Annotated in this window: 20 protein-coding genes; 10 read left to right on the top strand and 10 right to left on the bottom strand. The window is 62.9% G+C overall.

Annotated elements, in window-relative coordinates; translation table 11 throughout:
* Positions 1-104 precede the first annotated feature (104 nt).
* On the top strand, positions 105-1,397 hold the full coding sequence (locus tag GKC28_RS05270) for an O-acetylhomoserine aminocarboxypropyltransferase/cysteine synthase family protein (protein WP_174145701.1): 1,293 nt from the start codon (positions 105-107) through the stop codon (positions 1,395-1,397).
* A 59-nt stretch (positions 1,398-1,456) separates the two neighbouring features.
* On the opposite strand, the gene GKC28_RS05265 is transcribed toward GKC28_RS05270, so the two are convergent.
* Positions 1,457-2,176: an SIMPL domain-containing protein gene (locus GKC28_RS05265; protein ID WP_174145699.1), complete on the bottom strand. Its 720-nt coding sequence runs from the start codon at positions 2,174-2,176 to the stop codon at positions 1,457-1,459.
* Between the two features lie 176 nt (positions 2,177-2,352).
* Between GKC28_RS05265 and GKC28_RS05260 the strand changes: the two genes are divergently transcribed.
* Complete coding sequence (locus tag GKC28_RS05260; protein ID WP_174145697.1) at positions 2,353-4,830, top strand: hypothetical protein; 2,478 nt, start codon at positions 2,353-2,355, stop codon at positions 4,828-4,830.
* Positions 4,831-5,002: 172 nt separating this feature from the next.
* On the opposite strand, the gene hppD is transcribed toward GKC28_RS05260, so the two are convergent.
* Complete coding sequence (gene hppD / locus GKC28_RS05255; protein ID WP_174145695.1) at positions 5,003-6,103, bottom strand: 4-hydroxyphenylpyruvate dioxygenase; 1,101 nt, start codon at positions 6,101-6,103, stop codon at positions 5,003-5,005.
* A gap of 151 nt (positions 6,104-6,254) precedes the next feature.
* On the opposite strand from hppD, the gene GKC28_RS05250 reads away from it, so the two are divergent.
* The 3 genes from GKC28_RS05250 to GKC28_RS05240 all read left to right on the top strand — a co-directional run bounded on the left by GKC28_RS05250 (position 6,255) and on the right by GKC28_RS05240 (position 9,979).
* The gene (locus tag GKC28_RS05250) at positions 6,255-6,710 is read left to right on the top strand and encodes an Lrp/AsnC family transcriptional regulator (RefSeq protein ID WP_174145693.1); all 456 of its coding nucleotides are present in this window, start codon (positions 6,255-6,257) and stop codon (positions 6,708-6,710) included.
* 66 nt (positions 6,711-6,776) lie between these two features.
* Positions 6,777-7,997, top strand: coding sequence for a PAS domain-containing protein (locus tag GKC28_RS05245; protein WP_174145691.1), 1,221 nt, complete (start codon positions 6,777-6,779; stop codon positions 7,995-7,997).
* An 89-nt stretch (positions 7,998-8,086) separates the two neighbouring features.
* Complete coding sequence (locus GKC28_RS05240; protein WP_174145689.1) at positions 8,087-9,979, top strand: cation:proton antiporter; 1,893 nt, start codon at positions 8,087-8,089, stop codon at positions 9,977-9,979.
* A gap of 57 nt (positions 9,980-10,036) precedes the next feature.
* On the opposite strand, the gene cobT is transcribed toward GKC28_RS05240, so the two are convergent.
* Positions 10,037-11,053, bottom strand: a complete 1,017-nt coding sequence (cobT, locus tag GKC28_RS05235) for a nicotinate-nucleotide--dimethylbenzimidazole phosphoribosyltransferase (RefSeq protein WP_174145687.1) — start codon at positions 11,051-11,053, stop codon at positions 10,037-10,039.
* A 100-nt stretch (positions 11,054-11,153) separates the two neighbouring features.
* On the opposite strand from cobT, the gene GKC28_RS05230 reads away from it, so the two are divergent.
* Positions 11,154-11,912: an adenosylcobinamide-GDP ribazoletransferase gene (locus GKC28_RS05230; protein ID WP_174145685.1), complete on the top strand. Its 759-nt coding sequence runs from the start codon at positions 11,154-11,156 to the stop codon at positions 11,910-11,912.
* Between the two features lie 70 nt (positions 11,913-11,982).
* Here GKC28_RS05230 and GKC28_RS05225 read toward each other — a convergent pair whose 3' ends face one another.
* The 5 genes from GKC28_RS05225 to GKC28_RS05205 all read right to left on the bottom strand — a co-directional run bounded on the left by GKC28_RS05225 (position 11,983) and on the right by GKC28_RS05205 (position 17,028).
* Positions 11,983-12,492: a CarD family transcriptional regulator gene (locus GKC28_RS05225; protein ID WP_019294694.1), complete on the bottom strand. Its 510-nt coding sequence runs from the start codon at positions 12,490-12,492 to the stop codon at positions 11,983-11,985.
* A 299-nt stretch (positions 12,493-12,791) separates the two neighbouring features.
* Entirely contained in the window at positions 12,792-13,130 is a 339-nt protein-coding gene (gene fdxA / locus GKC28_RS05220; RefSeq protein WP_019294695.1) for a ferredoxin FdxA, read from the bottom strand.
* Positions 13,131-13,192: 62 nt separating this feature from the next.
* Positions 13,193-13,567: an RNA-binding S4 domain-containing protein gene (locus GKC28_RS05215; RefSeq protein ID WP_174145683.1), complete on the bottom strand. Its 375-nt coding sequence runs from the start codon at positions 13,565-13,567 to the stop codon at positions 13,193-13,195.
* A 7-nt stretch (positions 13,568-13,574) separates the two neighbouring features.
* Positions 13,575-16,433 carry a helicase-related protein gene (locus GKC28_RS05210; RefSeq protein WP_174145681.1) on the bottom strand — a complete coding sequence of 953 codons (2,859 nt, stop codon included), beginning with the start codon at positions 16,431-16,433 and terminating at the stop codon, positions 13,575-13,577.
* A 28-nt stretch (positions 16,434-16,461) separates the two neighbouring features.
* Positions 16,462-17,028: a tetratricopeptide repeat protein gene (locus GKC28_RS05205; RefSeq protein ID WP_174145679.1), complete on the bottom strand. Its 567-nt coding sequence runs from the start codon at positions 17,026-17,028 to the stop codon at positions 16,462-16,464.
* Positions 17,029-17,128: 100 nt separating this feature from the next.
* Here GKC28_RS05205 and GKC28_RS05200 point away from each other — a divergent pair, with 100 nt between their 5' ends.
* From GKC28_RS05200 to GKC28_RS05185, 4 genes are all read left to right on the top strand, one after another.
* Positions 17,129-17,419, top strand: coding sequence for an SCP2 sterol-binding domain-containing protein (locus GKC28_RS05200; RefSeq protein ID WP_174145677.1), 291 nt, complete (start codon positions 17,129-17,131; stop codon positions 17,417-17,419).
* On the top strand, positions 17,419-18,381 hold the full coding sequence (locus tag GKC28_RS05195) for an alpha/beta hydrolase (RefSeq protein WP_174145675.1): 963 nt from the start codon (positions 17,419-17,421) through the stop codon (positions 18,379-18,381). Before GKC28_RS05200 ends, GKC28_RS05195 begins: the two co-directional genes overlap by 1 nt.
* Before the next feature lie 147 nt (positions 18,382-18,528).
* Positions 18,529-20,349 (top strand): M3 family oligoendopeptidase, encoded by a 1,821-nt coding sequence (locus GKC28_RS05190; protein ID WP_174145673.1) that lies wholly within the window; start codon positions 18,529-18,531, stop codon positions 20,347-20,349.
* Positions 20,324-20,884, top strand: a complete 561-nt coding sequence (locus GKC28_RS05185; protein WP_174145671.1) for a GNAT family N-acetyltransferase — start codon at positions 20,324-20,326, stop codon at positions 20,882-20,884. Before GKC28_RS05190 ends, GKC28_RS05185 begins: the two co-directional genes overlap by 26 nt.
* 11 nt (positions 20,885-20,895) lie before the next feature.
* On the opposite strand, the gene GKC28_RS05180 is transcribed toward GKC28_RS05185, so the two are convergent.
* Both GKC28_RS05180 and rpoH read right to left on the bottom strand, forming a co-directional pair.
* Positions 20,896-21,165, bottom strand: coding sequence for a DksA/TraR family C4-type zinc finger protein (locus GKC28_RS05180; RefSeq protein WP_174145669.1), 270 nt, complete (start codon positions 21,163-21,165; stop codon positions 20,896-20,898).
* A 518-nt stretch (positions 21,166-21,683) separates the two neighbouring features.
* Positions 21,684-22,580, bottom strand: coding sequence for an RNA polymerase sigma factor RpoH (rpoH, locus tag GKC28_RS05175; protein ID WP_174145667.1), 897 nt, complete (start codon positions 22,578-22,580; stop codon positions 21,684-21,686).
* Positions 22,581-22,679 lie beyond the last annotated feature (99 nt).

The raw sequence follows: 22,679 nt of genomic DNA, 5'->3' as shown, positions 1-22,679 counted from the left end.
CGGAAATTCGCAGCAGGCTTCCGCTGCGGCATTCGTGCGATTGCCTTCCGCGTGCAGCCATGCTGAGGTGCGCGCAACAAAAGACCCTTCACGGAGACATACAGATGACCGACGCCCCGTCCTATGGTTTTGACACCTTGCAAATTCACGCTGGCGCCAAGCCGGACCCGGCTACCGGCGCGCGGCAGACGCCGATCTACCAGACCACCGCCTATGTGTTCCGCGATGCCGAACACGCTGCGGCATTGTTCAATCTTCAGGAAGTCGGCTTCATCTATTCGCGGCTGACCAACCCCACCGTCGCAGTGCTGCAGGAACGCCTGGCGACGCTTGAGGGCGGCGTCGGTGCGGTCTGCTGCTCCTCCGGCCACGCGGCGCAGATCATGGCGCTGTTCCCGCTGATGGCTCCGGGCTGCAACGTGGTGGCTTCGACCCGGCTTTACGGCGGCACGGTGACCCAGTTCAGCCAGACCATCAAGCGCTTCGGCTGGTCAGCGAAATTCGTCGATACCGATGATCTGGAGGCGGTTAAGGCAGCTATTGACGAAAACACCCGCGCGGTGTTCTGCGAATCCGTGGCCAACCCCGGCGGCTATGTGACCGATATCCGTTCGCTGGCTGATATCACCGACGGCGCCGGCATCCCGCTGATCGTTGACAACACCTCTGCCACCCCCTACCTGTGCCGCCCGATCGAGCATGGCGCGACGCTGGTGGTGCATTCCACTACCAAGTACCTGACCGGCAATGGCACCGTGACCGGCGGCTGCATTGTCGACAGCGGCAAGTTCGACTGGTCTGCAAATAACAAATTCCCCTCCCTGTCGGAGCCGGAAACCGCCTATCACGGGCTCAAGTTCCATGAGACTTTCGGGCCGCTGGCCTATACTTTCCACGGCATCGCCATCGGGCTGCGTGACCTCGGCATGACGATGAACCCGCAGGCGGCGCATTACACGCTGATGGGCATCGAGACCCTCAGCTTGCGGATGCAAAAGCACTGCGAGAACGCCCGCAAGGTGGCCGAATGGCTGGAGAACGACAGCCGCGTCGAGTATGTCACTTATGCCGGTCTGCCGTCCTCTCCCTATTTCGAGCGCGCCCAGGCCTGCTATCCCAAGGGCACCGGCGGCCTTTTCACCTTTGCGGTCAAGGGCGGCTATGAGGCCTGCGTCAAGCTGGTGGATTCGCTGGAGATCTTCAGCCATGTGGCCAACCTCGGCGATACCCGCTCGCTGATCATCCACTCTGCCTCGACCACTCACCGGCAGCTGACCCCGGAACAGCAGGAAGCGGCAGGCGCCGGCCCGAATGTGGTCCGCGTCTCCATCGGCATCGAAGATTCGGACGATCTGATCCGTGACCTGGATCAAGCGTTGGCCAAAGCCTGCGGCTGAGGCCTGTTCCATCCCAATAGAAAGGCCGGGCCCCTGCCCGGCCTTTTTTGTTTCTTATGTTACTCGCCGCCCGGCACCGCCATGTCGAAGACAACCGAGACATTGTGGGTAAAACTCAGCTCCCCGGCCTCGATCGGCATCGCGTCGCTGCGGGCCATTTCCATTGCCATCATCGGACGACCGCCGCCACCGCCGTGCTCTGTGATCGTGCGCACCGGTCCCAGCTCCATGCCCGCAGCGTCCGCCAGCTGCTGAGCCTTTTGGATGGCATCTTTGACCGCCTCGCCGCGGATCCGGTCAATCACGGCGGCGGGATCAGACACACCGAAGCTCAAGCCCTGGAACCGGTTCGCGCCTGCAGCCAGAACCTTGTCCAGAACCGGCCCAAGACCGTCCAGATCGCGCACCCGTACCATCAGAGTGTTCGAGGCCTCAAAACCGGTAATCTCGCGCCGCCCGCCGCTGTCATAAGAGCGGTCCTGCGACCAGACGGGGCGCATGGAAATCTGCTGGGTCTGCAGGTCCTCAGCGGCGATGCCAGCCTCCTTGAGCCGGGTAATAACTGCTGCCATAGCCTCTGAAACGGCAGCCATGGCGGCGGCAGCCTCCTCGGCCTCCTCCGTCACGCCCAGGGTGATCATTGCCAGCTCGGGCGACACGTTCAGGGTGCTTTCACCGATTACAGTGATCTGACGCGGCGGCACCGTTTCGCTGGCGGCCAGGGCGCCTGTGCTCATCGACAGCATAAGTGCGGCTGCCAGAAGTTTCTTTGCCTTCATACTGAAAAGCTCCTTTTCCCAATGCCCTTACATGGGGACGGCAAACCGCCGCCCGCAAGAGCCTGGAATTGTCTTTTCCTTTTACTCGGCAGGTTCCTGCTTTAAGGTCCGCGGCAAAACACCGGACGCGCCAGGCGCGGCCGGGCAGTATGGATTCGGATGGATTGACCCAAAGCATGAAACCGGCCTTTGCTCTTTCGCTTTCCGCCGACGGGATCGCACTGATCTACCGCGCCAAGGACGGCTGGAGGAGTGTCGCCAGCACACCGTTTGACACCGAGGACCTTCCCGCAGCACTGGCTGCAATGCGCGCCGACGCTCTGCGGCTGGCACCGGAAGGGATTTACAGCAAGCTGATCCTGCCCAATGACCAGATCCGTTTTCTGAGCATTGAAACCGGCAGCCTGCACGCCGGAGAACGGATTGAAGCGGCGCGGCAGGCGCTGGAAGGCGCCACGCCTTATCCGGTGGATGAACTGGCCTTTGATATTTGCGCTGACGGCGATGTAACCCATGTGGCCGCAGTGGCGCTGGAAACTCTGGATGAGGCAGAGACCTTTGCGGTTGAGCATGGCTTCGGACCTGCAAGTTTCGTGGCTGTGCCGGAGGACGGGGGGTTTCAGGGAGAACCGTTCTTTGGCACCACCCGAGCAATCCGGGGAACCGAGGTTGAACCCGACAGCAACGCGATCAAGGTAATCGGTGCGGTCCAGCTGCCCGGTCCTGTGCCAGACAACGGCGCCGAAGACCAGATTGCTGCCGCGGTTGAGCCTGAACACGCGCCCAGTCCAACCGCACCTGCCGAGGAAACGTCAGAAGCGGAAGAAACACCTGAAACCGGCGCGGAGCCGGACTGCGCGGACGCGCCGGACCCGCAGCCCCCGCTGGAAGCTGCCACTGACGCGAACTCCGAACAGCAAATGCCTGCTGCAAAAACCGCAAGCCGGCCGCTCCCGCCTGCGCCGCCCGCTCCTTCTCCGGAAATGACCAAGCCGGACGCACCAGAAACCACCAGCTCCCCGGTGCCGGGACAAAGGCAGCGCACAGAAGGGAGTTCTCCCGCCGGGTCTCCCCCTGCAGCGAAACCAGCACCTTTTGTCCTGACTGACAGAAGTTCCAGCGCGGCGAAGCCTGCAGCGGTAAAACCGCTGGGGCCGGCAAGTGCCGCCTCCGGGGAGGAAAAGGCCGGACTGCCTGGGACGATTCCGCCCGCTCCAGCCGCCTTGCGCGCGCCGTCCCCTGCCGCGCACGCCCGGCCACCGGAAACTGCGCCGGACCGCAAGGCTGCAGCTGGCGGCAAGCGGCGCTCGCTTGGCTTCGCCCTCGCAGCGGCGCTGGTCCTGGCGGCTATTGCCGCTTGGACGCTGTTCCGCGAGGACAGTTTTCTTGCCGCGCTGACCGAATCCGACAGCGACCTTCCGCCTGCCCCTGCCATCAGCACTGGCGAAACCGCTTCAGCGCCGCTTTCCAGCGCCTCTGGGCCTGCTGAGGATATCGCACCGCAGGTCAGTGTGCTGGCGGATCAGCCTGACCCTGGCCTCAACAATGCTGGGTTCCCCGAACTCAGCAGCGCAGATGAGGAACCCACAGCCGAGGATGAGGCCGCTGCCGACGGTGCCGAACCGCCGGAGGAAGGAACCGATACTGCTTTCCTCGATCCGGAAGCCCTGCAGTCTGGCGCCGCGCGCCCCCCCGAATCCCCCCACATGGATGAACTGGCCCTGGCCGCGCGCTATGCAGCGACGGGGATCTGGCCCGTGGCGCCGGAGCTCGACGGCATCCCGGCGGCTCCCGGTCTGGATGAGCTATACACGGCGTCTGTCGACCCGACCGAATTCGCCGCTGACGCCGTGGCACTGCCAGATCCTCGGTCCTATGATCAGGATGACGTGCCGTCCGCCGTTGCGTCTCCTGCTGCGGCAGGGTCAGCCTTTGATTTGGATGAACGCGGACTGGTCAAGGCAACACCGGAAGGGGCGGTGAATCCAGACGGCATCACCGTTTACCTTGGCCGCCCCAATAAGGCGCCGCCGCCTGCACCGGACCGCAGCGACCCGGCAGCCGAAGCGCTGGCAGAAGAAGCCGCCCGAAATCAGGTGCTGTCGCGCAAGCGGCCCAAGGCCCGGCCTGCTGATCTGGCGGAACAGGTGGAGCGGGCCCAGAACGGCGGCCTCAGCCGCGCCGAACTGGCCAGCCTGCGCCCGCGCCAGCGTCCCGCAAGCCTGAAACCGGCAGAAGAGGAAGAGCTGCCGGTCACGGCACAGGCCATCGCGTCTTCGGTTGTGCCGCGCGGCCGTCCTGCCAATTTCGCTAATCTGGTCGACCGCGCCCGCCGCAATGCGCAGAACCAGGTCCAGATTGCCGCTGCCGTGCCTGCGGCCGCAGCCGCGGCGGCGCCGCGTATACCGACAAGCGCCTCCGTCGCACGCCGCGCCACCGTCAACAACGCGATCAACCTGCGCAAGCTGAACCTGATCGGAGTCTATGGCACAGCAGCCAACCGCCGCGCCCTGGTGCGCCTGCCCTCGGGCCGCTACAAGAAAGTGCAGGTTGGCGACCGCATCGACGGCGGCCGGGTGATTGCCATTGGTGAAAGCCAGCTGCAATATCAGAAGGGCGGCCGCAACCGCACCCTTACAATGCCCAAGGGCTAAGGGCGCAAAACAAGTGCCTTCGGAATCTTACGGCGATGGGCATTCCAGGAATGCCTGCTGCATGGCAAGCATCAGCACTGTTGCCCGCCTGCAATTTCTAGCCGGATAACCAAGCCGTAAAAAAGCCGGGCCTGCATGACAGGCCCGGCTTAGCCAGTTTGTCAGCCAGCGCTTATTCCGCTGCGTGGATCTCGCCGCTTTCGATCTGCTCGCGCTCGATCGATTCAAACAGCGCCTTGAAGTTGCCTTCGCCGAAGCCGTCGTCGCCCTTGCGCTGGATGAACTCGAAGAAGATCGGGCCGATGACTGTTTTCGAGAAAATCTGCAGCAGGATGCGGGTCTCGCCGCCATCCACCACGCCTTCGCCGTCGATCAGGATGCCGTGCTTCTTCATGCGGTCAATCGGCTCATCATGGCCGTGCACCCGCTCCCTGGACATTTCGTAGTATGCATCGTTCGGGCCGGGCATGAACTTCAGGCCCTTTTCGGCAATCGCATCGGTGCTGGCATAGATGTCCTCGGTGCCGACCGCGATATGCTGGATGCCTTCGCCGTTGTACTTCTTGAGGTAGGACACGATCTGCCCGGTCTCGCCGCGGTCCTCGTTGATCGGGATCCGGATGCGGCCGCAGGGCGAGGTCAGCGCGCGGCTGAACAGGCCGGTGTATTTACCCTGGATATCAAAGAAGCGGATCTCCTTGAAATTGAACAGTTCCTCATAAAACTTGAACCACTTGTCCATGTTGCCCTTGTAGACATTGTGGGTCAGGTGATCGAGGTAATAGAAGCCGTCGCCGCGCGGCTTGGACTGCTTCAGCCATTCGAAACCGGTATTGTAGGGCGAGGTGTCGTAATACTGGTCGATGAAGTAAATCAGCGAACCGCCGATACCCTTGATCGCGGGCACATCCATGACCTTTCCCGGGCCCTCATATGCCTCCGCGCCCTTGGACACTGCATGTTCGAAGGCTTTCTGCGCATCGGCAACCCGCCAGCCCATCGCCGGGGCGCAGGGGCCGTGTTCATCCACGAATTTCGCGGCAAAGCTCTCCGGATCAGCATTCAGGATGTAGGTGACATCCCCCTGCTGCCACAGCTCCACCAAAGGCTGGCCCTTACGGCGGCCCACCAGTTCGTATCCCATGCGAGCAAACAGTGCGCGCAGTTCTTCCGGCTCCGGGCTGGCAAACTCAACAAATTCAAAGCCATCTGTGCCAGCCGGGTTTTCCGGAGTGATCTCGGATTTCGGGGCGTTGTGCGGGAACGGACCCATAGCGCGTCTCCTTCATGCCATTCAGGACAATGTGAATTCTTGAATCAAGAATACCGCATATCGGCTGCAGGTTTTCCGCATACTTTCGCGCCAGGAACTTGAAATAAGCGCGATTTCCGCACCATTATGCAAAAAAGAGGTGAAAACACGCATGCTGGACCCAACCGATACCAAGCTGCTCGCAGCGCTGCAGAAAAATGCCCACCTGACCGCGCAGGAGTTGGGCGAATTGCTGAACCTGTCACCCAGTCAAGCCGGCCGGCGGCGGCAGAGGCTGGAAGTAGAAGGCTACATCGAGGGCTACGCCGCCCGGCTGAACCCAACCAAACTGGGACTCGCCGTACAAGGGTTCGTGCAGGTGCACCTCAGCAGCCACGGACCGGAACAGTCAAAGGGATTCGCCAGGCTGGTGGCCAGCCAGCCGGAAATCACTTCAGCCTGGACGATGACCGGCGAGGCCGATTACCTGCTGCGCGTCTACTGTACCGACTTGCAGGCACTGAATACGCTGATACACGAGATTCTGCTGCCTCATCCCGGCGTTGCGAGGGTTCAGAGCCAGATCGTGATGGCACAGTTAAAACGCGACGCGCCGCTGCCGACTTAACCAGCTGGGAAGGATTTGATCCTAAAGATGCGGCAACGACTATTGTAACCCAAAGTGGAACCTTCCGTGTCCTTTGTCGACCGCCGCGTTGAAACCCGCCCAACCAGCGGCGAGGCCCCATTTGGCCTCAATGAGGTGTTTTTCTCCCGAACCGACAGCCGGGGGGTGATCCGGGCCGGAAACTATGTGTTCCGCCGCGTCGGCGCCTATTCCTGGGAAGAGCTGACTGGTGCGCCGCACAAGGTGATCCGCCACCCGGACATGCCCAAGGGTGTATTCTCGCTATTCTGGGAGACGATCCAGCGCGGTGAAAGCATTGGCGCCTACGTCAAGAACAAGGCCAAGGACGGACTGTATTACTGGGTGTTCGCCGTGGTGGTCCCCTGTCAGGACGGCTATCTGTCTGCCCGCATCAAACCGAGCAGCAAACTGTTCGATGATGTGCGCGGCCTTTACGCCAAAATGCTGAAGCGTGAAAAGGAAGAAGGCGTCAAGCCTGAGGAAAGCGCCCAGTACCTGCTCAACTGGCTCAAAGGCCGAGGCTATGAGAACTATCATCAATTTGCAGCCCATGCTCTCAGCCAGGAACTGATCGCGCGGGATCAAGGGCTGGGAAACCAGCCGCATGCCCGGATTCAAGAGCTGACAGGCATGCTGCAGGATGCCGAAAAACTGGCAGAGGAAACCGATGGGCTGATTGCCGATTTCGATGCCATGCACACCATCCCGCATAACCTGCGGGTGCTGGCCTCACGCATCGAACCTTCGGGCGGCCCTGTGACAGTCCTGTCCCAGAACTATGGCGCCATGTCTCGGCAGATGTCCGATTGGTTCGGCGCCCATGTGATGGGAGAGAACAGCAACTTCGCCAAGATCAAGTCGTCGGTGAACGACAGCCTGTTTGTCGAAGGCATGGCACGCGTACTTATAGAATGCGACAACCAGCTTCAGAAGGAACGTCGCGAACTCGGCAACGCCGACATGGAATCCGAGCGCAAGATTCTGAGTGACCTGGTGAAGGAGCAGGTGAAACGGTCTGAGGACGGCATGAAGGAAGTGGACGAGGAAGCCGCGCGCATCACTGGCGCCTGCCAGATCATGCACCGCCACTTCCTGGGGCTCAGCTCTACGCGGGTGCTGCTCAAGATTGAAAGCGCGCGGCTGACTGACTCCGGCGAAACCCTAGCTGACATCATCGACCAGCTTGGCGGCTTCCAGGAACGTATTTCGCGGCGGCTGGACCGGATCGCAAAGCTCAGCGAAGACATCCGTATGCTGGAGCAGTAGCGCCACGCAGGCGCTCTATTGCCATAACAGCCTGCCCCGCGGCTGCAAAGCCATTGCCAAGGCACCGGCAGGCTTGCGATACCTGTTTTATGGAAGAGTTTTTCTATCAGGCGACAATTTACCTGGGTGCCGCGGTCATCGCGGTGCCGCTGGCGGCACGTCTTGGGCTGGGCTCGGTTCTGGGCTACCTCGCGGCCGGCATCGCGATTGGCCCTGTGCTCGGCTTGACCGGCGCCGAAACCGAAGATCTGCGCCATTTTGCCGAGTTCGGCGTGGTGATGATGCTGTTCCTGATCGGGCTGGAGCTGGAGCCGCGCGCGCTTTGGGCGATGCGGGACAAGCTGATCGGCCTCGGCGGCATGCAGGTTGCGGCCTCGACCGTCGTCCTGATGGGCGCAGCCATGCTGGCCGGCGAAAACTGGCATGTCAGCCTAGCTATCGGCCTGGCGCTGTCTCTCTCCTCCACTGCAATTGTGCTGCAGACGCTTTCGGAAAAGGGGCTGATGCAGACCGGTGGCGGCCGCGCGGCATTCTCGGTGCTGCTGACGCAGGATATCGCGGTGATTCCGATTCTCGCCTTCCTGCCGCTTCTGGGCACATACGCCATCCCGCAATTCTCTGCCGACGGTTCGATCAGCCGTGAGGGGGTGGGCGGGCACGGCGGCGGCCATGGCTCGCTGTCACTGGTCGACGGGCTGCCCGGCTGGGCCGTGGCGCTGGTGACCCTGGCTGCGATCGCCTTCATCATTCTGGCAGGCATCTATCTGACCCGGCCCCTGTTCCGCTTCATCCACGCCTCCAACCTGCGCGAAATGTACACTGCGCTGGCGCTGATGATCGTGGTTGGCATCTCCTTCGTGATGACCCTTGTCGGCCTATCTCCGGCGCTTGGTGCCTTCCTGGCGGGTGTGGTGCTTGCTAACTCAGAATTCCGGCACGAGATGGAGAGCGACCTCAACCCTTTCAAGGGGCTTCTGCTCGGACTGTTCTTCATCACCGTGGGCGCCGGCATCAACTACCGCCAGTTCCTGGCCGATCCCGGCGACCTGATCGGGCTGGCCCTCTTGGTGATCTTCGCCAAGGGTGTGGTGCTGTTTATTGTTGGCCGTGCCTTCGGCCTGCGCCGGCGCCGGCTGTGGCTGTTCACCCTCAGCCTGGCGCAGGCCGGTGAATTCGGCTTCGTGCTCCTGGCGTTTTCCACCCAGCTCAACGTCCTGCCGGCGGCGCTGTCGGAAAAACTGCTGCTGGTGATCGCCCTGTCGATGCTGATCACCCCGCTGCTGTTCATCGCCTATGACTTGCTGTCCAAGCGCATGGGCGAACCGCTTCAAGAACCTGAACCCGACGAGATCGACGAGGAAGGCCCGGTGATTATCGCGGGCATCGGCCGGTTCGGGCAGATCGTCAACCGGCTGGTGCAGGCCAGCGGCTTCAAGACCGTGGTGCTGGACCACGATATGGAGGCGGTGCAGCTGATGCGCCGCTTCGGGGTCAAAAGCTTCCTGGGCGACCCGACCCGGCCCGAGCTGCTGAAGGCCGCGGGCATCGCCAAGGCAAAGGTGTTTGTGGTGGCGCTGGATGATCCTGAGGGCGTGGTCAAGATGGTATCCTATGTGCGCCGCGCCTATCCCGACCTGCACATCATCGCCCGCGCCAAGGACCGCAACCACGTCTATGAACTGTACCAGGCCGGTGCCGACGATATCGTGCGCGAGCTGTTCGACAGCTCTGTTCGCGCAGGCCGCTATGTGCTCGAAAATGTCGGCCTCAGTGAATATGAGGCTGCGCAGGCGGCGCAAACTTTCTACAACCATGACCGCCAGAACCTGCGTGACCTCGCGCAGCACTGGATGCCTGGCGTACCCGCCAGCCAGAACCAGGCCTATATCGAGCGGGCGCGGGAGCTGGAGAAAGCCATCGAAAGCGCGATCTTCGAGATGGCCGAACGCAAGCGCAAGAGATCCTCGGAAGCCGCAGAATAAAAAATGCCCCGGCACAAGCCGGGGCTAACTTACCTTTAGCGCCTGAACGCCGGGGGGTCAGCCGTCCGATACCCCTGCCTCAGCGAAGGTGGCCATGCCACTATGGCAGGCAACAGCGCCTTTCAGCACCTGAATCGCCAGCGCCGCGCCGGACCCTTCCCCCAAGCGGAGCCCCAGCGACAAAAGCGGCTCCTTGCCCAGTTTCGCCAGCAGAGCCGGATGGGCGCTTTCGGCGCTCTGGTGGCCCGCGACCGTGTGGTCCAGCGCCCCGTCTGCGGTTTGCAGCAGGCAAGCTGCCGCTGCGCAGCAGATGTAACCGTCCAGAATGACCGGAATGCGCAGCACACGGGCGGCAGCAATCGCTCCGGCCATGGCAGCAATCTCACGTCCGCCCAGGCAGGCCAGCGCGTCCAGCCCGTCGCGGATCGCCTTCCGGTGCAGTGCCACGCCTTCGCCCACCACCCGGGTCTTGTTTGCCAGCCCCGCATCATCGACGCCGGTGCCGCGGCCGGTCCAATCCCCTGCATCACCGCCGAACAGGGCACAGGCCAGCGCCGCAGCGGGCGTGGTGTTGCCGATGCCCATTTCGCCAACCACCAGCAGATCCGCGCTCGGGTCGACCGCATCCCAGCCGGCCTTCAGCGCCGCCAGCAGGTCGTCCTGGCTCATCGCCGGCTCTTGGGTGAAATCAGCGGTCGGGCGGTCCAGCTCCAGCGCATGCACATCCATGCGGGCGCCTGCCAGTTTGGCCAGCTGATTGACCGCGGCGCCCCCGTGTTCGAAATTGATCACCATCTGCTCGGTCACTTCTGCCGGGAAGGCGGAAACCCCCTGCGCCATGACGCCATGGTTGCCCGCAAAGACAATCAACTGGGGCGCGGTGATTTCAGGCCGGTCGCTGCCGCGCCAGCCGCCGTACCAGATCGCCAGATCCTCCAGCCGCCCCAGCGCTCCCGGCGGTTTCGTCAGCTGGCCATTGCGTGCCGCCGCGCCAGCCGCAGCCGTCTGGTCCTGGGCAGGCGCGCGAGCAAGTGCGGCGCGGAAATCATCAAGGGAGGAAAGCTCTGGCAGCATGTGAAAGCCTCGTTGCATCTGAGTGGTGGACGCGGATAAAGCGGATTGACCCTGTTTAACCGCTGACCGCTTCGCCGCAAGCACTGCAATAGGCCCGCAAATGCGAAAAAACGACATCCAGGCAAAAGACATCCTGCTGGCACTGGTGCTCCTCACCCGGCTGCCGCTGCCAGCTCTGCCGCCAAAGGCATTCCAGCGCCAGGCCAAGGCGGTCTGGGCGTTTCCGCTGGCGGGGCTGGCAGTTGCCCTTCCCGCAGCGCTGCTGGCCGCGCTGGCACTTGCAGCCGGCCTGCCCGAAACGGTGGCCGCTGGGCTGGCGCTGGCGGTTCAGGTGATGCTGACCGGCGCGATGCATGAGGACGGGCTGGCCGACACCGCAGACGGCCTCTGGGGCGGCTTCAGCCGCGAGCAGCGGCTGGAAATCATGAAGGACAGCCGCATTGGCGCCTATGGGGTGATTGCGCTGATTCTGGGCTTCGGCTTGCGCTGGAGCGCTCTGACAGCGCTGTTTGCGGTTGCCGGCGTCTGGCCGCTGCTGGCGCTGGCAATGCTGAGCCGGGCGGTGATGCCCGCACTGATGGCCGCGTTGCCGAACGCCCGGTCCGCAGGCTTGTCGCAGACCGTGGGCCGCCCCCGCGCCCTGCCCTGCCTGCTCGCCGCCGGGCTGGCCATTTCCCTGTCGCTGCTGCTGATCGGCGGTGCGGCCTTTGGTGCAGCCCTGGCGATGGGGACCGCCGCTTCCGGGCTGGGCGCGCTGGCCAAGGCCAAAATCGGAGGCCAGACCGGTGACATCCTTGGCGCCTCACAGCAAGCGGCCGAGATCACCGGCTTGCTTACCTTGCTTGCAATTTACAGCTAAGAAACTTTCAAACACCAAAAGGGCCGCGCCCCTTCAGGCACGGCCCCTCAATCCTAGTTCAACGCAGGCGTCACGCAGCGCGGGAGGTCAGTACCTCGTCCACCTGCTTGGCAGCCGCGATTTCGTCGTTTCCGGAGACCGCGGCCACTTCGCGGGTCAGGCGCTCCAGCGCGGCTTCGTACAGCTGGCGCTCGGAATAGCTCTGCTCGCGCTGGTCGTCAGTGCGGTGCAGGTCGCGCACCACCTCTGCGATTGAGATCAGATCGCCAGAGTTGATCTTCTGCTCATACTCCTGGGCACGGCGCGACCACATGGCGCGCTTCACCTTGGCCTTGCCCTTGAGCGTCTTCATCGCCTGGGCAATCACATCCGGCGAGCTCAGAGAGCGCATGCCCACTTCAGTTGCCTTGTTGGTCGGCACCCGCAGGGTCATCTTGTCCTTTTCAAAGGTGATCACGAAAAGCTCCAGCGCAAAGCCCGCCACTTCCTGCTCCTCGATCGAGATGATCTGTCCGACGCCATGCGCCGGATAGACCACATAATCATTGGGGCGGAATTCGAGCTTCTTCGACTTGGTCATTCAGGTTCTTCCTCACTCATGGCCGGGCGGCACCGGCACTATCGCGAAAAAATTCCCGGTTCCGGTCAGTTCAGTTTGACCAGCCCCCAGGACATTCTCTCCGCAGAAATTCCGCCCATTACGCGCGCCACTGCTACGGCGCACCGGGGGCGGACTCCGATTGTTTATGTCTATTGTCCGCTAAGTATATCATAAAAAAGGGCCGCCCGAAAGGCGGCCTGCTGGCAAGGCTCCGTGAAAATCCGAAGCAATACGGCGGTTTTCCGCACAAATGCGGCATCACCGCGTGCGGCAGGGAATCAGCCGCCTTCGCCGGGCGCCTCGGAGAAATACTTCTCCATCTTGCCCTCTTCGCCGTCGCGCTCCTCGTAGCCCGGCATCGGATCCTTCTTGGACACGATCACCGGCCACAGCTCGGCATATTTGCGGTTGAACTCGACCCATTTATCCATATCCGGCTCGGTATCCGGGCGGATTGCGTCCGCCGGGCATTCCGGTTCGCAGACGCCGCAGTCGATGCATTCGTCCGGGTGAATGACCAGCGTGTTCTCACCCTCGTAGAAACAGTCCACCGGGCATACCTCGACGCAGTCGGTGTATTTGCAGGCGATGCAGTTTTCCGTCACGACATAGGTCATTGTACCGAGTCCTGTTTTCCGTTTGCGCCTAGCTAATCCAGACGCGGCTGCACTTCAAGGCGTCAAAAGCCCTCGGGCTTGCGGGTAAGATCAAGCGCCCTGCGGGCTTTTTTGTCCGGGCGGCCTTTTCCCTCGAACTTTGGATTGGCCGGAACTTTTTCCTGCTTTTCCGTCATGTCGAAGTACAGCGCCTGGGCCTCCGGGGCCGGGCCGCGGCGTTCGCCGATGGCCTCCACTCGCACCACGCGGATCACTTTGCCTTGCGCGAAGGTCAGAACATCCCCCGGGGCGACGTTCTGAGCCGGTTTCAGTGCCTTGGTGCCGTTGAGGCGCACATGGCCCGCGCTGACCTGTTTGGCGGCCAGGCTGCGGGTTTTGAAAAACCGCGCATGCCACAGCCACTTGTCGATGCGGATTTTCGGCGCCCCTTCGGCCATGGCAGGATCAATCGCCCTGCTTCAGCCCCATCAGCGCTGCGGCAAAGGGGTTGTCCGGGTCGATCTGCTTTTCCTTCTTGGCAGGACGCGAGGAGTAGGTCTTGGCTCCCTGATCCTGGCGCGGGCCGCCCTTGCGTCCCGGCTTGCCGCGGTCGCCGCCCTTGGCGCCACGCGGCTTGCCCTTGCCGCCAGGCTTGCCTTCGCCCTGCGGACGGCGGTTCTGCTGGCGCTGGCCGCCGCCTTGGCGTCCGCCGCGGTTGCCGCCCCAGGTGAAGGTAAAGAAGACCTCGACCTCGGGTTCTGCATCAGCAGCCGCTTCGGCTTCGGCTTCCTCGGCCTGTGCCGCGGGCGCGACCTCGGCTGCAGGAGCTTCGCCAGCAGATTCTTCTACCGGTGTTTCCGATGCTTCTGCCGCAGGCGCTTCTGCAGCGGCCTCTTCCGCAACGGGCGCCTCTTCAGCCGCCTCTGCGGGCTTCGCTTCCGCCGCCTTCACCTTCTGCCGCTCGCCCTTCTCGGCCTTATAGCCCAGGCCCTGCATCAGGTCAGCGAACTGCTCCAGCGTCATGCCGGTGATCGACAGCATGTCGGCCTTGGCTTCAAAGCCGCCGCGGCTGTCTTCGCTGCGCAGCATATCGGCCAGGCGCTCCAGCATGTCGATCCGGATCATCCGCTCGCCGGCGGCGCGGTAGCCGGACATGGTGTCATAGCCTTCGGGCGCGTCCTTGATGGAGGGCACGGTGACCAGACCCGGGGGCGGTGCCTCGGGGAAGTCCTGCAGACCGTTGGCCAGCGACCATAGCACCAAGCGCAGGCGGGTCGGCGCGGGCTTCAGCAGAAGCGGCATGAAAATGGTGAACTGGCCGAACCGGATGCCATGCTTGCGCAGCGCGCCCCGGGCGTCCTGGTCCAGGTCCTTGACCTCTTGCGCCACGCCTGCACGCGGCAGCACGCCAAGGTTTTCGACCATGCGGAAGGCAAAGCCGCGCGCCAGGCCGGTCAGCTCTTCGTCCTTCTGCAGGTTCAACAGCGGCTCGAACAGCGCATTGATCTTGCGGGTGATGAAATGCAGCAGGCGGCGTTCGACCTTCTGGGCGACATCCGGTCCTGCGGCCTCATCCACAAAAACCTCGATCTGCGGGTTCAGCGCGTCGGCGCCGGCAACCAGCTTGCCCACCGCATGCTCGCCCCACATCAGGCCGCCCTGCTCGGTAAAATCGATCTCGGTGTCGGGCGCGTTATAGAACCGGTCCGCACGCAGATGGAATTGCGGCGCCAAAGCCTGCAGCGATGCCGCCTTGAGGGCCTTCGCCTCAGTGCCTTGCGCAGCTTTGTCCGGGCTGAACCGGAACCCCTCCAGACGGCCGACGAATTCGCCTTCGACCGTCACTTCACCCTTGTCATTCACTTCGGCCAAAAGGGCCTCCTTCTGTTTGAGCCGCCGCAACAGCACAGACGTGCGCCGGTCCACAAATCGCTGAGTCAAACGCTCGTGCAGAGCATCCGACAACCTGTCTTCTACAGCGCGCGTCTCCCCGCGCCAATGGCTTTCGTCACGCAGCCAGCCATTCCGCTGCGCGACATATGTCCACGTCCGGATAAATGCCAGACGTTTGGACAATGTGTCGATGTTTCCGTCGGTGCGGTCAATCCGCTTTATCTGGCGGGCCATCCAGTCGTCCGGCACCACCCCGCCGCCGTGCAGATGCTCGAAAATCACCCCTAGAAGCGAGGCATGTTCGGCGTGGCTGATGCCGCGGAAATCCGGAATCCGGCAGACATCCCACAGCAGTTTCACCGATTGCGCGTTGGTGGTGCGGGCAATAACGGCGGATTCCCGCGACAGCATTTTCAGCGCCCCCAGATCATCCGCCTCGCGCGCCTTGGTCAGGTGCTCGTTCGACGGGCTTGATTCGAGTGCGTTGATCAGCGCCTCAACGGTGCCGAACTGCAAGTCCGCAGACCGCCAGTTCAGTTTCTTCAGCGGTGTGAATTGATGGTTCATGATCGCCGAGGCGGTGCCCTCATCCAGCGGCCGTGCGCCGCCGGTGACACCGAAGGTGCCGTGGCTCATGCCGCGGCCCGCGCGGCCTGCGATCTGCGCCAGCTCATTGGGAGCCAAGGGACGCATCCGGCGGCCGTCGAACTTGACGGTGGAGGAGAACGCCACATGGTCGATGTCGAGGTTGAGGCCCATGCCGATGGCATCGGTGGCGACCAGATAGTCGACCTCGCCATTCTGATAAAGCTCCACCTGCGCGTTGCGTGTCCGCGGGCTCAGCGCCCCCATCACCACTGCCGCACCGCCCTTCTGGCGGCGGATCAGTTCGGCAATGGCATAGACATTATCAACCGAAAACCCGACGATTGCGGTCCGGGGCGGCATCCGGCTTATCTTTTTCGAACCCGCATAGGCCAGATCGGACATCCGCTCGCGCCGGACGAACTCAACGCCCGGCACCAGGGTGGAGATCGGCCCGCGCATGGTGTCAGCGCCCAAGAAAAGCGTCTCATGAGTGCCGCGGGCGCGCAGCAGCCGGTCAGTGAACACATGGCCGCGCTCCGGGTCGGCGCAGAGCTGGATCTCGTCAATGGCCAGGAAGTCACAGCCCATGCCCTCCGGCATCGCCTCCACCGTGCAGATCCAGTACTGCGCCCGCGGCGGCACGATCCGCTCCTCGCCGGTGACCAGCGCAACCACCGACGGCCCGCGCGCTGCCACCACCTTGTCATAGACCTCGCGCGCCAGCAGGCGCAGCGGGAACCCCACCACCCCGGTGCGGTAGCCCAGCATCCGCTCGATGGCGTAATGGGTTTTACCGGTATTGGTCGGGCCCAGGACGGCCACGATCCGTGATGCGCTTGCCATATCTTCAGCCCCCGCGCCCCAAAGGGGCTTACAGTTCCCTGCCCTCGATCGAGGGCTTCAGACGTTCGAGGGCGCTGCTTACTTCCTCGTGGTGCGGATGTATAGTCTTGGCGCGCTGGTAGGCCTGATAGGCGCGCTCCGGCTGGCGGAACTGCTCAAACACCACGCCCAGCGCATAGATCGCGTTGTAGTCCTGGGGATTCAGCGCAAGTGACCGCTCCAGATCCGCAATCGACGGCCCGTAAAGCCCGATTTCGAAATAAACCCGCGCGCGCTCGTACCAGCCGCGGGCGAACTCCGGTGCATGATCTGTCAGCGCGGTCAGATGCTCCACCGCCTCCTGCAGGTCACCGCGTTCCATCGCGTCGCGCCCGCGCCGCAGCAGCAGGTCCATCGCCGGAGAGCCGCTCTTGGCCCACAGCGCCTGCAGTTCGCGGTCGATCGCCGCCGCCTCTGACGCTTCGGACTGCGCCAGATCCTGCAGCAGCACATCTGCGGAAAGCTGCTGTGCCGCGCAAACCGCGGGCAGGCCCAGCGTGATTGCAGCCGCCGTTGCCGCCACGATAGCTTTGAGCTTTGGGAAATTTGCCACCATGATGCCCCCAGTGTAATCCTGCGCGCTGCATTTACCAGTATTAGCTGCTATGGCTTCACAGGTTTGTGCTATACACGCGCCCAACAGATTGAGGATCAAGATGAGCGTTACCCTTGAGCAGGCGGCTGAGGCCCTGAACGGCAAACTGGATGCAGGCGAGTTCGCGTCCACCGCCAAGTTCCAGATCGAAGGCCTGGGCGCCATCATGCTGGACAGCTCCGGTGCCCGCGTCGCCGACGAAGAGGCCGATGTCACCATGAGCGCGGATGCCGACACTTTCCAGTCGATCCTGGAGGGCGACCTGAACCCCACCGCGGCCTTCATGTCCGGCAAGCTGACCATTGACGGCGACATGGGCACGGCAATGCAGCTCGCCTCGGCGCTCGCCTGATGGACGGCACCCAGGTGGACCTCCAGCCTGCCCCCCTGTTTGCGGAAATCGCGCAGGGACCGGCAGGCGGGGAAGCCCACTGGGTGCACACCTGCGATGGCCTGCGCATCCGTGCGGGCCACTGGCGTCCTGAAGGGAAGGCAAAGGGCACGGTCCTGCTGTTCCCCGGACGCACGGAATACATAGAGAAATACGGCCCTGCCGCGGCTGAGTTCGCCGCCCGGGGCTATGCCACGCTGACCGTGGACTGGCGCGGCCAGGGGCTTGCGGGACGGATGCTGGCCGAACGCCGGCTGGGCCATGTCGGCCATTTCACCGACTTCCAGAAAGACGTGCAGGCGCTGGCCGCACTGGCCGCGCAATTGGATCTGCCCCGGCCCTGGCACCTGGTTGGCCATTCGATGGGCGGCGCCATCGGCCTGCGGGCGCTGATCGAAGGGCTGGAGGTCAATTCCTGCGCCTTCACCGGCCCGATGTGGGGTATCCAGATCCCGCCGCTGCTACGCCCGCTCGTTCACGCACTTGGCGGTATCGCACCGCTGCTGCGCTTGGACGAACGGCTGCTGCCGACCACCGCGTTGGAGCAATACGTGCAGATTACCCCGTTCGAGGGCAACACGCTGACCACCGATCCCGAGATGTACAAGCTGATGCACGCCCAACTGTCCGCACAGCCAGATCTGGCGCTGGGAGGCCCCACCATCCAATGGCTGCGGGTCAGCCTGGAGGAATGCTCGGAACTGGAACAGATGCCCTCCCCCGCCCTGCCCTGCATCACCTTCCTCGGCACCGATGAACAGATCGTCAGCCCGGCAGCGATCCGCAGCCGCATGGACCGCTGGCCCGGCGGTGAACTGGACCTGATCAAGGGGGCCCAGCACGAGGTTATGATGGAAACTCCGAAAATCCGCGCCCATGTGTTTTCCCGCATGTGCCGCTTGTTTGATCAGTACAGCCGCTAACCCCCGTTGCCCGGGCTGCGTACGCCCCGTTTACGTGCTCCTTACCTGAATATGCCATTCTCTTGCGGCCCGGCATCCGGCTGCTTGTGATCCCGCATGCCCGCCCTTAGATGTTGGGTCAATGCATTTCTCATGACAGGAGCCCCCATGTTCCAGCTTCCCTTCCCCGTCCGCGACGCAAACGCCTCTGCCGGTTCCGGCGGCCTCGGCGACCTGCCGGAATGGGACCTCAGCGACCTCTACACCTCCGAGGACGCCCCTGAACTGGCCCGCGACCTGGAGTGGCTGGAGCAGGAATGCGCCGCCTTTGCCGCCGATTACGAGGGCAAGCTAACGGATCTGGATGCAGACGGGCTGCTGACCTGCGTGCAGCGCAACGAGAAGATCAACAACATCGCCGGGCGCCTCATGTCCTTCGCGGGCCTGCGCTACTATCAGCTGACCACCGACGCGGACCGTGCCGCCTTCCTGTCCGACTGCCAGGAAAAGGTGACCATTGCCACAACTCCGCTGGTGTTCTTCACGCTGGAGCTGAACCGCATCGAAAACAGTGTGATGGACGCGCATCTGGCCGCCAACGCGGAATTGGCGCGCTATGACAGCGTGTTCCGCCGCATCCGCGCAATGAAGCCTTACCAGCTGTCGGACGAGCTGGAGAAATTCATGCACGATCTCGGCATCGTCGGCGACGCCTGGGAGAAGCTGTTCGACGAGACTATCGCCGGCCTCACCTTCACCGTGAACGGCGAAGAGCTGAACATCGAAGGCACCTTGAACCTGCTGACCGAACAGGACCGCAGCAAACGCGAGGCCGCCGCCCGAGAACTGGCCCGCGTCTTTGCTGAGAACATCAAGACTTTTGCCCGTGTTCACAACACCCAGGCCAAGGAAAAGGAAATCATCGACCGCTGGCGCGGCATGCCCAGCCCGCAGACCGGCCGCCACCTGTCCAACGACGTCGAGCCCGAGGTCGTCGAGGCCCTGCGCGAGGCGGTGGTTGCCGCCTACCCCAAGCTCAGCCACCGCTACTACGAGCTGAAGCGCAAATGGCTGGGGCTGGATGTGATGCAGGTCTGGGACCGCAACGCGCCGCTGCCGCTGGAAGACACCCGCACCATTGGCTGGGAAGAGGCTGAAAGGACCGTGATGGAGGCCTACAACGCCTTTGATCCCCGCATGGGCGAGATCGCGGCACCGTTCTTCTCGGACGGCTGGATCGACGCGGGCGTGAAACCGGGCAAGGCGCCCGGCGCCTTTGCCCATCCGACCGTCACCAACGTGCACCCCTATGTGATGCTCAACTACCTGGGCAAGCCGCGCGACGTGATGACCCTGGCGCATGAGCTGGGCCACGGCGTGCACCAGGTGCTGGCGGCGGAACAGGGCGAGATGCTCTCCTCCACCCCGCTGACACTGGCGGAAACCGCGTCTGTCTTTGGCGAAATGCTGACCTTCCGCAAGATGCTGGACAAGGCCGAAACCAAGGAGCAGCGCAAGGTGCTTCTGGCGGGCAAGGTTGAGGACATGATCAACACGGTGGTCCGCCAGATCGCCTTCTATGACTTCGAATGCAAACTGCACGCCGCCCGCGCCTCGGGTGAACTGACGCCGGATGACATCAACGCCATCTGGATGTCGGTGCAGGCGGAATCCTTGGGCGAAGCCTTTGAATACATGGACGGTTACGAGACCTTCTGGGCCTACATCCCGCACTTCGTGCACTCGCCCTTCTACGTCTACGCCTATGCCTTCGGCGACGGCCTGGTGAACGCGCTTTACTCGGTCTACGCCTCGGGTGCCGAAGGCTTCGAGGACAAGTATTTCGAGATGCTGAAGGCGGGCGGTTCCAAGCACCACAAGGAACTTCTGGCGCCCTTCGGCCTCGACGCTACCGACCCCAAGTTCTGGGACAAGGGCCTGTCCATGATCTCCGGCTTCATTGATGAGCTGGAGGCGATGGAGGAGTGAGCGGGTGTCCCGGAAACGCTCCTGTGGAGCGTTTCTCCCGCGAACGGGCGGAGCCCTAGACCTTACCCTGCGCCCTGTGGCCCGCGAGGAATTTGATCTGGTCGCCCATATCCACGTGGAACCGGATCAGGTCCGCTTCTCCGGCACCGTCGCGCAGGCCTTTCAGGAACAGGAGGATGGTGTGGATTTCCATGCCATCCTCGACGGCTCCAGCGTCGTTGGCTTCTTCAAAATCGACCGTCTGTATCATGAAACCTATGAATTCGCCCGCCAGGATGAGCTAGGCCTGCGCGCGTTCATGATCGACCACAGGATTCAGGGCCGCGGCATGGCCACCGCCGCGGTGACCGCCCTGCCCGCCTATCTGGCCGAGCTGCATCCCGATCGCAACGCTGTGGTGCTGACTGTGAACCTGCAAAACCCGGCCGCAATCCGCTGCTACCTGAAAGGCGGCTTCACCGACACCCGCAGCATATACCCGCATGGCGTCGCCGGGCCGCAGCACATCCTGCGCCGGGGCTTCCAGCACGACTGACCGCGACCGCCCTATTTCAGCTGACTGTCCTTGGAGCCGCGCCGGTTTATACCGCCGCGTGCCTGGTGGATGCCGTCGCGTTCCTGCTGGCAGTCGATGCAGAGCTTGACGCCGGGAAGGGCAACGCGACGTTTTTCCGGGATCGGCTCCTCGCATTCAGCACAGTGGGTCAAGCTCTCGCCCACCGGACGTTTCTGCGCCTTCAGCCGCGCCAGTTCGTCGTTGATCGAGGCTTCGATCTGCTCATTCACCGCGCCGTCCTGCGCCCAGCCGCCTGCCATGGGGTCTCCTCCATCACCAAAGCACATGAATTTTAGGGGCGCTTGCGCGGTCTGACCAGTGCCCGCCGCCGCGAATTTCCGAGTAAATCTATCAACTATCTGATTTTATTGCATTTTCCATTGACCGCCCTGCCCCGGCCAGCTACATAGAATACAGAAATTGCAAGCAAGCCAGAATCACCAGGCCGCAAGCAGCCAGCGCTCTAGCCACCCGTCAGGGCAGTCAGATAGCAAGCTTCGCCAGCAACCGGAGTGATTTCAGCCAGCCGCGCCTAGACCAATCAGCCAGCAATTCTGCCAGCCCTCCCATTCAGCCTCGCACCCAGCTTACCGCCAGGCCCGTGCCAGACAGGGTGTCATGCCAGCATCCGCCAGCCCTGTAGGTCAGCACGTCTGACCAAATGTTTCGCGCGCGAAACATTACGGCAGAACCGCTGCCGTAAAGCCAGCGTCATTGTCTGTTGACGAAAAAAGGCGGTGCAGTGCACCGCCTTTCCAACCTTCGCGCTGATGATAGATCAGACGCTGTTCAGCATGCCCTTTTCCATCGCCAGATCGCGCATTTTCTTCTGCAGCTTCTCGAACGCGCGCACCTCGATCTGACGGATCCGTTCGCGGCTGACGTTGTACTGCGTGCTCAGCTCTTCCAGCGTCACCGCCTGATCCATCAGGCGGCGCTGGGTCAAGATGTCCTTCTCGCGGTCGTTCAGTACATCCAGCGCCTCGGCCAGCAGCTCGCGGCGGGCTTCCAGTTCATCGCGGGCTTCATAGTCGCCGGCCTGGTCGGCATCTTCGTCCTCCAGCCAGTCCTGCCACTGCATGGTTCCTTCGCCCTCGGAGCCGACGGTGGCATTCAGCGAGGCATCGCCGCCGGACATACGGCGGTTCATCGAGATCACCTCATCCTCGGTCACGCCAAGGTCGTGAGCAATCTGCGCGACATTCTCGGGGCGCAGGTCGCCCTCCTCCAGCGCGCCGATGCGGGCCTTGGCCTTGCGCAGGTTGAAGAAAAGCTTCTTCTGCGCCGAGGTGGTGCCAAGCTTCACCAGCGACCAAGAGCGCAGGATGTATTCCTGGATCGAGGCCCGGATCCACCACATGGCGTAGGTTGCCAGGCGGAACCCCTTTTCTGGATCAAAACGCTTCACCGCCTGCATCAAGCCGACGTTGGCCTCGGAGATCACTTCGGCCTGCGGCAGGCCGTAGCCGCGGTAGCCCATGGCGATCTTGGCCGCGAGCCGCAGATGGGACGTCACCATCTTGTGCGCAGAGGCCGCATCCTGTTCCTCGACCCAGCGCTTGGCCAGCATGTATTCCTCTTCCGGCTCCAGCAGCGGAAACTTGCGGATTTCCTGGAGATACCGGTTCAGGCCGCCTTCGGGTGTCGGGGCAGGCAGGTTTGCATAATTCGCCATATAAAGTGTCCCTCCCAAAATGTATAAGGACTTAACATCAGCGCATATGTGTTAGCGCTAAGACCTTTTCAAGGACCGCTTAAGGAATTCTTCTATGTT

This window comes from Leisingera sp. ANG59 (assembly GCF_013317235.1).
Taxonomy (GTDB): Bacteria; Pseudomonadota; Alphaproteobacteria; order Rhodobacterales; family Rhodobacteraceae; genus Leisingera.
The sequence above is the reverse complement of the archived record's forward strand: the minus strand, read 5'-3'. Positions and strand labels throughout refer to the sequence as shown.